Annotated in this window: 9 protein-coding genes; 6 read left to right on the plus strand and 3 right to left on the minus strand. The window is 63.7% G+C overall.

What is annotated here, in order from left to right; genetic code table 11:
* Window positions 1–33 precede the first annotated feature (33 nt).
* From putA to NO934_RS03505, 4 genes are all read left to right on the plus strand, one after another.
* Window positions 34–3,705 carry a trifunctional transcriptional regulator/proline dehydrogenase/L-glutamate gamma-semialdehyde dehydrogenase gene (gene putA / locus NO934_RS03490; protein WP_375143288.1) on the plus strand — a complete coding sequence of 1,224 codons (3,672 nt, stop codon included), beginning with the start codon at window positions 34–36 and terminating at the stop codon, window positions 3,703–3,705.
* Window positions 3,706–3,780: 75 nt separating this feature from the next.
* The gene (locus NO934_RS03495; RefSeq protein ID WP_309162299.1) at window positions 3,781–4,614 is read left to right on the plus strand and encodes a folate-binding protein; all 834 of its coding nucleotides are present in this window, start codon (window positions 3,781–3,783) and stop codon (window positions 4,612–4,614) included.
* Window positions 4,615–4,632: 18 nt separating this feature from the next.
* Entirely contained in the window at window positions 4,633–5,235 is a 603-nt protein-coding gene (locus NO934_RS03500) for an HD family hydrolase (RefSeq protein WP_309162300.1), read from the plus strand.
* Between the two features lie 321 nt (window positions 5,236–5,556).
* Window positions 5,557–6,093, plus strand: a complete 537-nt coding sequence (locus NO934_RS03505; protein ID WP_309162301.1) for a hypothetical protein — start codon at window positions 5,557–5,559, stop codon at window positions 6,091–6,093.
* A 1-nt stretch (window position 6,094) separates the two neighbouring features.
* On the opposite strand, the gene NO934_RS03510 is transcribed toward NO934_RS03505, so the two are convergent.
* Together NO934_RS03510 and NO934_RS03515 are read right to left on the minus strand one after the other, a co-directional pair.
* The gene (locus tag NO934_RS03510; RefSeq protein ID WP_309162302.1) at window positions 6,095–7,048 is read right to left on the minus strand and encodes a cell wall hydrolase; all 954 of its coding nucleotides are present in this window, start codon (window positions 7,046–7,048) and stop codon (window positions 6,095–6,097) included.
* 330 nt (window positions 7,049–7,378) lie between these two features.
* Window positions 7,379–9,652: a putative PEP-binding protein gene (locus NO934_RS03515; protein ID WP_309162303.1), complete on the minus strand. Its 2,274-nt coding sequence runs from the start codon at window positions 9,650–9,652 to the stop codon at window positions 7,379–7,381.
* Between the two features lie 150 nt (window positions 9,653–9,802).
* Here NO934_RS03515 and ispH point away from each other — a divergent pair, with 150 nt between their 5' ends.
* Window positions 9,803–10,777: a 4-hydroxy-3-methylbut-2-enyl diphosphate reductase gene (gene ispH, locus NO934_RS03520; RefSeq protein ID WP_309162304.1), complete on the plus strand. Its 975-nt coding sequence runs from the start codon at window positions 9,803–9,805 to the stop codon at window positions 10,775–10,777.
* Window positions 10,774–11,235: a ribonuclease HI gene (gene rnhA / locus NO934_RS03525; protein WP_309162306.1), complete on the plus strand. Its 462-nt coding sequence runs from the start codon at window positions 10,774–10,776 to the stop codon at window positions 11,233–11,235. The genes ispH and rnhA overlap by 4 nt, the downstream gene beginning before the upstream one ends.
* On the opposite strand, the gene NO934_RS03530 is transcribed toward rnhA, so the two are convergent.
* Window positions 11,236–12,216, minus strand: a complete 981-nt coding sequence (locus tag NO934_RS03530) for a DUF808 domain-containing protein (protein ID WP_309162307.1) — start codon at window positions 12,214–12,216, stop codon at window positions 11,236–11,238. It lies immediately after the preceding gene.
* Window positions 12,217–12,221: the final 5 nt, after the last annotated feature.

Genomic DNA, 12,221 nt, shown 5'->3' on the forward strand with positions numbered 1-12,221 from the left:
CTTCTCTAGCTTCGCGAAATTGCCGTTATGCCTATGGAGCCTGAAACACCTATGTCGGACCCTCGACCGTTTGCGCAGTTTTCGGATCGAAAGCTTACTCGCGACAGCGATTTGCGCGAGGCGATCACCTCCGCTTATCGATTGGCTGAAACCGAAGTGGTGCCGCCGCTGATCGAGGCGGCAGCGGTTTCCGCCGAGCAGGCGAAGGCGATCCGGGGCGTTGCCGAAAAGGCGGTCAAGGCCATCCGGGCCAAGGGCGCCGGGGCGGGCGTCGAGGGGCTGATGCATGAATATGCGCTCTCGAGTCAGGAGGGCATTGCGCTGATGTGCCTGGCTGAGGCGCTGCTGCGCACGCCCGACAATTCCACGCGCGACCTGTTGATCGCCGACAAGATCGCGCCGGGCAACTGGCAGAAGCATCTGGGGCTCGATCGCTCGGTGTTCGTCAACGCGGCGACCTGGGGGCTGGTGGTGACCGGCAAGCTGGTGACGCCGGTGGATGAAAAAGGGCTTTCCAGCGCCCTCTCCCGGCTCGTTGCCCGTTCGGGCGAGCCGGTGATCCGCGCCGGCGTCAAGATGGCGATGCGCATGCTGGGCGAGCAATTCGTCGCCGGCCAGACCATCGGGGAAGCGCTCAAGCATGCCAGGGATTGGGAGGCCAAGGGGTTCGGCTATTCCTACGACATGCTGGGGGAAGCGGCGACCACGGCAGCCGATGCGGATCGCTACATGGCCGACTATGTCGGGGCGATCAACGCCATCGGCAAGGCCGCCAACAAGCGCGGACCTTATGCGGGTCCGGGCATTTCGATCAAGCTTTCAGCGCTCCATCCCCGCTACACGCGGGCGCAATACGCGCGCGTGATGGGGGAATTGCTGCCGCGCCTCAAGGAATTGGCCCGGCTGGCCAAGGGTTATGACATCGGGCTTAACATCGATGCCGAGGAGATGGACCGGCTCGAACTCTCGCTCGACCTGCTCGAAGCGCTGGCGACCGATCCGGAATTCGACGGCTGGAACGGCATCGGGTTCGTGGTGCAGGCCTATTCCAAGCGCTGCCCGTTCGTCATCGACTGGATCATCGATCTGGCGCGCCGTTCGGGGCATCGGATCATGGTGCGGCTGGTCAAGGGTGCCTATTGGGACAGCGAGATCAAGCGGGCGCAGCTTGATGGGCAGACCGATTTCCCGGTGTTCACCCGCAAGGTGCATACCGATGTGAGCTATCTTGCCTGCGCGAAAAAGCTGCTGGCGGCGCGGGAATTGGTGTTCCCCCAGTTTGCGACTCACAACGCACAGACCATGGCGACGATCTACACTCTGGCCGGGGCCGACTTCAAAATCGGGGACTATGAGTTCCAGTGCCTGCACGGAATGGGCGAACCGCTCTACGAACAGGTGGTGCCCAAGGACAAGCTCAATCGCCCGTGCCGGATCTATGCGCCGGTGGGGAGCCATGAGACGCTGCTGGCTTATCTGGTACGGCGGCTGCTGGAGAACGGGGCAAATTCGAGCTTCGTCAACCAGATCGCCGATGAGGACATTCCGGTCGAGAGGTTGATTGCCGATCCGGTGGAACAGGCGCGGCAGGTTTCCCCGCTCGGGGCGCCGCATGAGCAGATCGACCTGCCCAGGAATATACTCGCCAAAGGCCGGTGCAATTCGCGCGGGCTTGATCTTGCCAATGAGCAGGCGCTGCGCGGGCTCGACAAGCAGTTGTGCGGCAGCCTGAGCCGCGACTGGAAGGCTCGGGCGGACGAGAAAGGCGGGGTTGCGCGCAAGGCGGTGAACCCCGCCGACCATCGCGATGTGGTGGGCGAGGTGATCGAACCTACCGAGGATATGATCGGCGCGATAGTGACGCGGGCGCAAAAGGCCGCTCCGGCCTGGGCGGGGGTGGCGCCGGCCGAACGGGCCGCCATGCTGCATCGGGCGGCGGGAGCCATGGAAGCGCGCATGGAGCTGTTCATGTCGCTCGCCATGCGCGAGGCGGGCAAGACGGCGACAAACGCCATCGCCGAGGTGCGCGAGGCGGTGGATTTCCTGCGCTATTATGGTCAGCAGGTCAAAGAGAGCTTCGCCAATGACACCCACCGCCCGCTGGGACCGGTGGTGTGCATTTCGCCCTGGAACTTCCCGCTGGCCATCTTCACCGGCCAGGTCGCGGCGGCGCTGGCGGCGGGCAATCCGGTGATCGCCAAGCCGGCCGAAGAGACGCCGCTGATCGCGCAACTGGCCGTGGACCTGCTGCATGCGGCGGGCATTCCCGCCGACGTGCTGCAGCTTGCGCCAGGCGACGGCAAAATCGGCGCGGCTCTGGTGGGGCACGAGGCGATTTGCGGGGTGATGTTCACCGGCTCGACCGAGGTGGCGCGGCTGATCCAGAAGCAATTGGCGGGGCGGACGCTTCTCAATGGCGCGCCTGTGCCGCTGATCGCCGAGACGGGCGGGCAGAACGCGCTGGTGGTGGATTCCTCGGCGCTAACCGAACAGGTAGTGCTCGATGTGCTGACCTCGGCCTTCGACAGTGCCGGGCAGCGCTGTTCGGCCCTGCGGGTGCTGTGCCTGCAAGAGGAGGTGGCCGACAAGACGCTGGAGATGATCAAGGGGGCGATGGCTCAGTTGACCATCGGCAATCCGGACCGGCTGGCCACCGATGTGGGGCCGGTGATCACCGCCGAGGCGCGGGACGGCATCAACGCGCATATCGCGGCCATGCGGGACAAGGGGCATGCCGTCACGCAATTGCCGCTGCCGCGGGAGGCCGAGCACGGCACCTTCGTTCCGCCGACGATCATAGAACTCGATGATATTTCCGAATTGGGCCGCGAGGTGTTCGGGCCGGTGCTGCATGTGGTGCGCTTCAAGCGCAGGGCGCTCGGCGCGCTGATCGAGAAGATCAATGCGCTGGGGTATGGGCTGACCTTCGGGCTGCATACGCGCATCGATAGCACCATTGCCGAGGTCACTTCGGCGATCGAAGTGGGCAATATCTATGTCAACCGCAATCAGATCGGTGCCGTTGTGGGCGTGCAGCCCTTTGGCGGGCATGGGCTTTCGGGCACCGGCCCCAAGGCGGGCGGGCCGCTCTACCTGCGGCGGCTGGTCGAAACGACGAGCCAAACCGTTTGGGGCCTGCCGGGCCGTGAGCCGGGCCCGACCCTGCTGACGTTGGCCGAGTGGGTACGCGGGCTTGGGCACGGCAAGGTGGCCGAGCAGGTTCTGGCCTATGGCCACCATCCCGCAATCAATGCCTTTGCCGAACTCGACGGCCCGGTGGGCGAACGCAACACCTACCGCACCAAGCCCAAGGGCACAGTGCTGGTTTGCGCCCACAGCATCTTGGGACTGGCGCATGGGCTGGCGGCAGGGCTGGCTGCCGGCAACAGTGTGCTGGTCCGGCATGGAGCTGAGCTTGCAAGCCTGATGAAACGTCTTCCCGAAGACCTGGCGCAGCGAGTCAGTGTGGTCGAGGACCTGAGCCCCAGCGCGGCACGAGCAGTGATGGTTGAAGGTGATGTGAGGGAAATCGCCTGCGCCGTGGCCGAATGGGAGGGGTCGATCGTTACCGTGCAGGGGGCCAAGGCGGAGAGTTTGGCGAGCGGCGAAGCGGTCTTTGCCATCGACCTTCTGGTCGATGAAGTCTCGACCAGCGTCAACACGGCCGCTGCCGGCGGGAACGCATCGCTGATGGCACTGGCCTAGGACTTGATCGTTTGGCGATGAGGGCTACCTATGCGACTCATGGCATAGGTAGCCGCAACGGCAAGGGACGCTCACATGACAATCGAAAAGCGCGGCGATCGCGTGGCATTCCGCTTCTCCGGTCCTGATGCGACGCGGCTGCTGGGTGACGTGCTGACGCCGCCGGTGCTGGAAGAAAACGGCCCGGCGCGCTGGTTCGCCCTGCTCGCGCCGCAGGGCAAGATCCTCGCCGAGGGGCTGATCGGATGGGCGGACGGCGCCCATTGGGTGGATGTGCATGCGCCGGTCGCCGAGAACTTCTTCAAGCGCATGAGGATGTATCGGCTGCGCGCCAAGATGGAGATCGAGTCGCTGGCCGAAACGCACGCGGTCGGCTGGTCGCCCGAAGCACCGCAGACAGGCATCGTCCATCGCGACGGGCGGGCTGAAGGACTGGGCTATCGGGTTATCGCGCCGATTACAGAAGCGGAGGGCTGGAGCGAAGGGAACGGACAAGCGCGCGCCCGGATCGCGGCGGGCATTGCCGAGATGGGTCCCGATTTCGATGCGGAAGATGGATTTCCGCACGACATCGGCATGGATCATCTGGGCGGCGTCGATTTCAAGAAGGGTTGCTATGTCGGCCAGGAGGTCGTCTCGCGCATGCAGCATCGCGGCACCGCGCGGCGGCGGCCGGCGATCGTTTCAGGTATCGCGTCGGGGGCGCGCGGCGATGCCATCATGCTCGATGGCAAAAGCGTGGGCACGATCGGCGATGTGGTGGATGGCTCGGCGGTGGCGATCGTGCGGATCGACAAGGTGAGCGATCCGAACGCGGCCTCCGTCAATGGCGGGCCAGTCTCGCTTGCCCTGCCCCAATGGGCGCGTTACGATTTTGCGCAATCGGGCAGCGATTCCCAAGATCAATAAGGGCAAATCGGGGGCACAATGGCACGCGCACAATCCCGCGCTTGGCAGCGCATGCTTTCGGGCCGCCGTCTCGATCTGCTCGATCCTTCCCCGCTCGATGTGGAGCTTTCCGATATCGCCCATGGCCTGGCGCGCGTTGCCCGCTGGAACGGGCAGACCAAGGGCGATTATGCCTTTTCGGTCGCCCAGCATTCGGTGTTGGTGTTCGAGATCGCCTCGGCAATGGAGCCCGAGATGGACGATCGCGGGCGACTCTATGCGCTGCTGCATGACGCGCCCGAATATGTGATGGGCGATATCATCTCCCCTTTCAAAGCCGCGATGGGGGGCAACTATCGCGAGGTCGAGGCCCGCTTGCTGGGCGCCATCCATGTCCGCTTCGGCCTACCGGCCATCGCGCCGGCCGCACTCGGCAAGCTCATCAAGCGCGCCGACCGCGAGGCCGCGTTCTTCGAGGCTGTCAATCTGGCGGGCTTTTCGCCCGATGAAGCACGCAAGTTCTTCGGTGAACCGACACTGGCGGGCTTTGACCTGCCCGGGTTCGATCGGTTGATCCGGCCGTGGCCGACCCAGCAAGCGCACGATCAGTTCGTGGCGGTGTTCGAGAGCTTGAGCGCTTAACGGGCTCACTGAACGCGTCGCTACGCCTCTTCTCCCCGAGGGCTGGAACTAGGGTGAGGAGTTCCTGAGCTTCGATTGGAATGCGGTGGATCAGGAAGCTCGGCGCACCCCTCATCCGTCTCGCCCTTCGGGCGATCCACCTTCTCCCTCAAGGGGAGAAGGGCATCTGGAGCAGGCCTCGATGCGCCATTCCTAATCCATTCTAGCTCTTACAATTTTAATCTCATTTCACCTGTTAACCCTAGCGCGCGGGAGGCTTTGCGTTAACGGATCGGAAAGGTTGATAAAGCGTTAAGACGCCGCGAAACGGGGAGTCGTCTCATGCGCTTTGATCGTCAGCCACGGCCGAGCCGGACCATCGCCCTGCACTATCGCGTGGGCGCAGTGGCATTGCTGATGCTGGCGGCAATTCTGGGTGCCGGAACGGTGCGCGCCGACGGGCTGATCAACACCGATCCTCCGCCGCTTTCCATGCTGGTCAAGTTCGATGACCGGCAATATCAGATCGCCTATTCGGATCAGGTTTCTCTCGAGCCGATCTCAACGGCCGTCGTGCGGAAGGTCGGCTATGGCCATGTGACCGAGGTCAATATCGCAACGACCTCCACCGGCACCTATTCGAGCGACGGCCTGGCGTCCCCGCATGTGCTCTATCCGGGGATCGAGGTTGCCCGCGTCTATGAGGATGAAGGCCATTATCACTGGCCGTACCATCAGCCGCCCGGACCGGGCTTTTCGATTTTTTCGCTCGGGCGCGATCCGATGGGCGGTGGGCTGGTGGTCAATGCGGTCAACGAGCGCGGCGTCCGCTCCTGTTCGGTGAGCGGCTCGTTCGCTTCATGCTACCGCACCTATTGAGCTACCCGAACCGCCAGCCGGCCTTGAATTTATAGAAGACGTGCAGGCCCACCTGGGTCACTTTGTCCATGTTGCGGGCCCAGTGAGGACGCACATAGGTGGCGTGGTAGTGGGTCGCGTCGGCAACTTCGGTCAGATAGATTTCCCTGTTGAGCACCGATTGGGTGATTTCCTGCGCCTTGGCCCAGGCCGAAGGTTCGTTGATGCGATCGGGAATGCCGTCGCAAGCGAATGAGAACTGGCAGGCATTGCGGCGATGCTGGTTCTGGTACACCACGCCGCAAATGGTGTCGGGATAGTTGGGGTGCTCGACGCGGTTCATGATGGTCTGAGCCACCGCGACCTGGCCGCGATAGCTCTCGCCGCGCGCCTCGAAATAAATGCCCGTGGAAAGGCACCATTGCTCACGCTCGGAATAGGTGTGCTTGGGCGTAAAATCCGTGGCCGGAGTCGTCGACCGACCATAGGCCAAGGTTTCGGGAATGGCAGCGGGACGTGGGATAGTCGGATCGACATCGGCGCCGTCGGCAAAGGCATCGATGGCCGCCAAGCCGTCGGTGCGCATCGTGCCGGGATCGGCCGCGGCGACCGAGATGCGAGGGCCTTCCTCCGGCGTCTCTTCGTTTTCGGCGACCATCACGCTCGAGCTCTGGGAGACGTAGGGATTGCCGGCATCGCGCGCTGCGGCGATCGAAAGGCGGACCGCGTCGAAGGCCTGGGAAAAGGCGACGAGATTGACTTCGGGCCGTGCACGGTCGGTCTTGTCGGTACGATTGACACCCGAGAACACCGGCGTTTCGAACAGCGCCGCGACAGTGCCGGAGATAACCGGTTCGCCGGATTGATAATCGAGAGACGCCGCCCGTGCGGGAGGAAGGTCCGTCAGCGGATCGACGGCGCGATAGCCACCGGTGCCGGGAACCGAAAACCCGTATGCCGCGGCGGAAAGTGCCACTGCCCCTACGGCTTTCAAAATTCTGCTCGAGGCACGCGCCCGACCGGCACGTACCGGGGAGATTCCGTACGCCATACTAACGCTTTTTCTACGCCACAACCACTGACCCGCCGGCGCTACACCGAGCACCGGAAACCCTTGATGAATAACGCCATCGTTCCGGTGCCGAAGATGATCTGGCTCGCGATGCAGTTGTGCAACACTAACCCGATCAAATACCGACAATTTCGATGATCGGTTATTAAGGTTAGAAAGGTGTAAACACGGGTAAAACGGCGCGGAAAAGTTCAGAATGCGGCAGAGAAGTGGAAACCAACCTGACCAGGTTGGTTAATTTGACGCATCCGCCTGGGCCAGCACCATGCGCGCGACGGACACGCGGTAGGGCGAGCAACTGACGTAATCGACCTCGAGCCCGGCGAAAAAGCGCAGCGAATTGGTTTCGCCCGCATGCTCGCCGCAGATGCCGACCTTCAGGTGAGGATTGACCGCCCTGCCCCGCTCGATGGCGATGCGGATCAATTCGCCCACGCCGCGCTGGTCGATGGTGACGAACGGATCGACATCGTAAAGCGCGCGACGATGGTAGGTGGCCAGGAACGCCGGCGCATCATCGCGGGAGATGCCATAGGTGGTCTGAGTCAGATCGTTGGTGCCGAAAGAGATGAAATCCACGTCCCTGGCGATGTCACCGGCCCGCAGGCAGGCGCGCGGCAATTCGATCATGGCGCCGATAGCCAGATTGGCGCCGCGCCGGAACACCGGAGCATTGGCGGCGATATCCATGATCCGTTGCTTGACCCAGGCGACCTCGCGGGCGGAGGTGACGAAGGGCACCATGATTTCCAGATTGACCGGCAGATCCTGATTGTCCATGGCCGCTTCGACGCCAGCCACCAGGGCGCGGATCTGCATGGCCAGGATTTCCGGATAGGTGATCACCAACCGCACGCCTCTGTGGCCCAGCATGGGATTGACCTCGTCGAGCCGCTGCAGACGCGCCTTGAGTGCCTTCAATGATAGTCCGAGCGCCTGGGCCGTATCCTCGATATCGTCCTCGCTGCGCGGCAGGAATTCGTGCAGCGGAGGATCGAACAGGCGGACGGTGACCGGCTTGTTCTGCATGGTCTGGAACAGTGCGGCATAATCGGCCGCCTGGTAATCGACCAGGCCTTCGAGCGCCGTGGCGCGGTCCTCCTCGTTTTCCGAAAGGATCAGGCGGCGCAGGGCACGCATGCGATCGCCGGAAAAAAACATATGCTCGGACCGGGCCAGCCCTATGCCCTCGGCACCAAAGCTCAGCGCGGTGCGCGCCGCCTCGATGGTTTCGGCATTGGTGCGCACCGAGATGGTGCGGCTATCGTCAGCCCAATCGAGCAGGCGCGAGAGCGCGCCGCCGATATGAGGGCGCGACAGCGGCAAGGCGCCGGCATAGATGGCGCCTTCCGAGCCATCGATGGTGATGCGCTCGCCGGCCGAAACGATCATGTCGCCAAGCTTGCAGACGCCGTTTTCGACATCGATCTGGAGGTTCCGCAACCCGGCGACGCAAGGCTTGCCGGTAATGCGGGCAACTACAGCAGCGTGGCTGGTCATGCCGCCGCGGGCGGTGACGAACCCGGTTGCGGCCTTCATGCCCTCGATATCGCCTGGGCCGGTCTCCATGACCACGAGAATGCAATGGCGTCCGCGCGCCTTGCAGCGGGCGGCATCGTCGGCGGTGAACACCACCTCGCCACTGGCTGCGCCCGGGGAGACGCCCAGACCGGACGCGACCGGCGCCGCCCTGTCCTGATCCGTCAGGCGCGGATGAAGCAGTTGCGGCAATTGCGCGGGGTTGAAGCGCTGAACAGCCTCGCCCGGCGTCCAGACCTTAGCGTCGACGCGTTCGACCGAAGCCTCGAGTTGCGCGCCGGCGCTCACCTGTACCGGGCGCGCCGACAGGAACACGGCCCGTCCCGCCTCTATGGCGATAAGGCAGGCCATGTGCTGGCCCGACACGGCATCGACGACCCTGATGAGATCGGTGGTATTGGGCGGCAGATCGGGGAGAGCCTGGCCAGGCATCGCCACCGGACCCAACCGCCCGGACGCCGTGTTGCGGGTGACGAACCGCTCGAGCTTTCCCGTGGCTGTCGCCTGAACGATCACCACCTGATTGTCGCGCATCTCGCGCTCGGCCTCGGCGGCCCAGCCGGCAGGGTCGGGCCCATAACTGGCAAAAGCGGCGGTGATCGCCTTGCCCAAAGCGCCGCGCGGATCGACGGCTTCGAGCGCGTTGGCGGGGGCGGGAATGTCGGTGCGGGCTGGAGAGAGGCCGGTGATGTAGTGGGGCGCGGACGTGCGGACAACGAGCTCGGGCGGGCGGGAGCCGGGGCTCACAAGCTTGAAGAGCGTGCTCACCCAGACCTTGCGCAGCGCATCGGAGCCGGCCTTACGCTCGGATTGCAGTGCATCCCAGGCGGCGCGGGTGATGACGATGGTCGGAACGACGTCCAGCCCCGCCTCGGCAACGGCATGGAGCCATTTCGCCTTGCCCGCCAAAAGCCGTGCCTGTGCGCGGCTCAGAGAGGGTTTTCCCTGAGCCGGGGCGATCGCGAACATCTGATGGGAGGGCGCCACCAAAAGAAAAATCCCAACTGAATCGGTGTCATATTGCCTGCGACGGCCAATTCCGGCAACTGGGCTTGCCGGTTGCAAAAGGTCACATGATGGTGGCTTGACTTGGGCGGTGCCAGCACGCATGTGAATGCCATGACCGACAAGCCCTCCCTCGACATCCTTTTGTGCGCGCCGCGCGGCTTTTGCGCGGGCGTCGATCGGGCTATCCAGATCGTCGATCTGGCGCTCAAGAAGTATGGAGCGCCGGTCTATGTGCGCCACGAGATCGTGCACAACAAATTCGTCGTGGATGGCCTGCGCGCCAAGGGCGCGATCTTTGTCGAAGAGCTCGAGGAAATCCCGCAAGAAACCGAAGCGCCGGTGATCTTTTCGGCCCATGGGGTCGCCAAATCGGTGCCGGCCGAGGCCAAGCACCGCAACATGTTCTATCTCGACGCCACCTGCCCCCTGGTCACCAAGGTGCATGTGGAGGCCCAGCGGCATGCGGAAGAAGGGCGAGATATCGTTCTGATCGGTCATAAGGGCCACCCGGAAGTCATCGGCACTATGGGCCAGTTGCCGCCGGGGAGGATAAGTCTCATCGAAACGGTCGAGGACGCCGAAGCCTTTACGCCGCGCGATCCCGACAACCTTGCGCTCGTGACGCAGACCACCCTTTCGGTGGACGACACCAGCGCCATCGTGCTGGTTTTGAAGAGCCGGTTCCCGCAGATCGCCGTGCCGCACAAGGAAGACATCTGCTATGCGACCACCAACCGGCAGGAAGCGGTGAAGGCCGTGGCGCCGAAGGTGGACGCGATGATCGTCGTGGGTGCGCCCAATTCATCGAACTCTATGCGGCTGGTCGAAGTGGGTGAGCGGGCCGGCTGCAAGGTTTCGGTGCTGGTGCAGCGGGCCGACGATATCGACTGGAACCTGTTCGAAGGCATCTCCTCGCTGGGGATCACGGCGGGCGCATCAGCACCCGAAGCGTTGGTCGAGGAAGTCATCGAGGCCTTTGCCGACCGGTTCGACGTCAATGTCGAGATCGCGGTGACGGCGGAAGAAAACATCGCCTTCAACATCCCCCGCGTGCTGCGCCAGCTCGAAGAGGCGAGCGGGCGTTGAGCGAAACCGTCGTCATCCACACCGACGGCGCGTGTTCGGGCAATCCCGGCCCCGGCGGCTGGGGGGCGGTGCTCGAATATGGCGGGCATGTCAAGGAGTTGAAGGGCGGCGCGGCGGATACCACCAACAACCAGATGGAACTGACCGCCGCCATCGAAGCGCTCAACGCCCTCAAGCGCCCCTGTGCTGTGGAGCTTTATACCGACAGCCAGTACGTCAAGAACGGCATTCAGGGGTGGCTTTATTCCTGGAAGAAGAATGGCTGGAAGACGGCCGCCAAAAAGCCGGTCAAGAATGTCGAACTCTGGCAGGCGCTCGATGAGGCGGTGAAGCGCCATACGGTGACCTGGCACTGGGTCAAGGGCCATGCCGGCCACGACCTCAACGAGCGCGCCGACCGGCTGGCCAATGAAGGTATGGCGCCGTTCAAGAAGAACGGAAAGGCTGCCGCCGGCTGATCAATGCGCCGCCGGCTTTTGCTTGCGGAACATGCCCAGCACCGGCGCGATGACGTGTTCGGCGACTGGGATGAGGATGAAGCCCAGGATCACGCCCAGGACGCCATAGAGGAACGCTTCGGTGAGCCAGTGGAGGACCCCGGCGATGGCCGGGATCACGCCTTCGACCACATGGGCGATATCGAGGATCACGTGCTCGAGCCAATCAAAGCCCATGCCGGCCAAGCCATGGACGATGATGCCGCCGCCCACCCAGAGCATGGCGGCAGTGCCCACGATGGCAAGGGTCTGCATGAAGCCGGGCATGGCCTTGACGATGCCGCGTCCGAAGGCGCGGCCAAAGCCTGTGCGGCCGTTCTTGGCGAGGTAGACGCCGAAATCGTCGGCCTTGACGATCAGCGCCACGCCGCCATAGACGGCGGCGGTGATTCCGATGGCGACAACGAAGAGGATCACGGCCTGATAAACCACGTTGCCGGCGGGAATGGTCGAGAGGGCGATGGTCATGATCTCGGCCGAGAGGATGAAGTCGGTCTTTATGGCACCGGCCACCTTTTCTTCTTCCAGCGCCTGGGCGTTGGCCGCCGCAGGCTCGACCTTCTGCTCATGGCCATGGGCCGCGTGCGGCGCGATCATGGCGTAGAGCTTTTCGGCACCCTCGTAGCAGAGATAGGCACCGCCGATCATCAGCAGCGGATTGATCAGCCAAGGCAGGAAAAACGAAAGAATCAGCGCGGCCGGGAGCAGGAAGATCAGCTTGTTCTTGATCGAGCCCAGGGCGATCTTGCCCACGATGGGCAATTCGCGATCGGCGGAAAAGCCGTGGACATAGCGCGGGGTGACCGCCGCATCGTCGATGACCGCCCCGGCGGCCTTGGCGCCCGCCTTCATCGCCTGGCCGGCGATATCGTCGAGGGAAGCAGCGGCGACCTTGGCAAGGGCCGCGACGTCATCGAGAAGGGCGAGAAGACCGACGCTCATGGGAT

Source organism: Pelagibacterium sp. H642 (genome assembly GCF_031202855.1).
Classification (GTDB): domain Bacteria; phylum Pseudomonadota; class Alphaproteobacteria; order Rhizobiales; family Devosiaceae; genus Pelagibacterium.

What these genes read in the sequence shown, in the direction of transcription:
- putA (WP_375143288.1), top strand. Translation starts at nt 34, where the DNA reads ATGGAGCCTGAAACACCTATGTCGGACCCTCGACCGTTTGCGCAGTTT.
- NO934_RS03495 (WP_309162299.1), top strand. Translation starts at nt 3,781, where the DNA reads ATGACAATCGAAAAGCGCGGCGATCGCGTGGCATTCCGCTTCTCCGGT.
- NO934_RS03500 (WP_309162300.1), top strand. Translation starts at nt 4,633, where the DNA reads ATGGCACGCGCACAATCCCGCGCTTGGCAGCGCATGCTTTCGGGCCGC.
- NO934_RS03505 (WP_309162301.1), top strand. Translation starts at nt 5,557, where the DNA reads ATGCGCTTTGATCGTCAGCCACGGCCGAGCCGGACCATCGCCCTGCAC.
- NO934_RS03515 (WP_309162303.1), bottom strand. Translation starts at nt 9,652, where the DNA reads ATGTTCGCGATCGCCCCGGCTCAGGGAAAACCCTCTCTGAGCCGCGCA.
- ispH (WP_309162304.1), top strand. Translation starts at nt 9,803, where the DNA reads ATGACCGACAAGCCCTCCCTCGACATCCTTTTGTGCGCGCCGCGCGGC.
- NO934_RS03530 (WP_309162307.1), bottom strand. Translation starts at nt 12,216, where the DNA reads ATGAGCGTCGGTCTTCTCGCCCTTCTCGATGACGTCGCGGCCCTTGCC.